The sequence below is a fragment of the Novosphingobium naphthalenivorans NBRC 102051 genome, from assembly GCF_001590985.1.
In the GTDB taxonomy this organism is placed as follows: domain Bacteria; phylum Pseudomonadota; class Alphaproteobacteria; order Sphingomonadales; family Sphingomonadaceae; genus Novosphingobium; species Novosphingobium naphthalenivorans.
The window spans coordinates 1-1011 of the sequence record NZ_BCTX01000208.1; the positions used below are offsets into that span (position 1 = coordinate 1).

Genomic DNA, 1011 nt, shown 5'->3' on the forward strand with positions numbered 1-1011 from the left:
TATGATTACTTGATAATATTATACGACGCGGACGGTATTGGGCGTTCCTATTTGTGAGAAGCGATTGAGGATTGCGGCACGGACTTTGAGCTCGGTTATCTGACGCTCAAAGGTGCGCGCTGCGAGGCGGGAGCCCAGCAGCTTGAAGCAGTGCATTTTGGTTTCGACCAGACTGCGGCGATGATAGCCGCTCCACTTCTTCCAGATTGTCCGACCCAGATATTTCATCGCCCGCAGCGTCTCATTGCGGGCATCGACGCCGGGACCGTCCTTTGTCCATGATCGGCCGTTGCGGCGAACCGGGATGATCGGATCGGCGCCGCGTTCGGCAATGGCCGCATGGCAGTCTTTGGTGTCATAGGCACCGTCGCCACCGACGCTGACGATCCGCTCTTCGTCCGGGATCTGCGCCAGCAGGTCCGGCAGGGTCGGCGCATCGCCGGCGGCATTGGTCGTCCCTTCAATCGCCCGGATGTCGAGGGTCCCGGCGTCGATCCCGATATGCACCTTGCGCCACTGGCGACGCCGGGACGCGCCGTGCTTCCTCGTCTTCCACTCGCCTTCGCCCATCATCTTGATACCGGTGCTGTCCACCAGAAGGTGCAGGCCGCCTGAACTGGGGCGTCCGCCCAACTCCACCGGCAAGGTCCGCTGGCGGCGGCACAGTGTCGTATAATCCGGTACGGGCCAGTCCAGACCCGTCATCCTGAGCAGGCTTTGGACCAGCCCCGTCACCTGACGCAAAGGAAGCTGGAACAACCCCTTCAGCGTCAGGCAAAACTCGATCGCCTGAGCGGAAAAGCGCAGCGGACGTCCTGCACGCCCGTCCGGAACCGCAAACCACGCCATCCCAGGATCAAACCAAACCTCCAGCGACCCGCGCCTCTTCAGCGCAGCGTTATACTCGGGTCAGTTGGTCGTGCGATACTTCGTGGGCGTCGGCTTGGGCATCCCGACCATCTACGTCTTCCGATTCCTCAAGGGAATCCATCACTTTGATATGCAACAAAG

The 1011-nt window shown here is 60.9% G+C and carries 1 pseudogene; it reads right to left on the reverse strand.

Annotated features, from left to right (window positions below):
* Window positions 1-18: 18 nt before the first annotated feature.
* A pseudogene (locus NN5_RS24755) lies at window positions 19-951 on the reverse strand (IS5 family transposase).
* Window positions 952-1011: the final 60 nt, after the last annotated feature.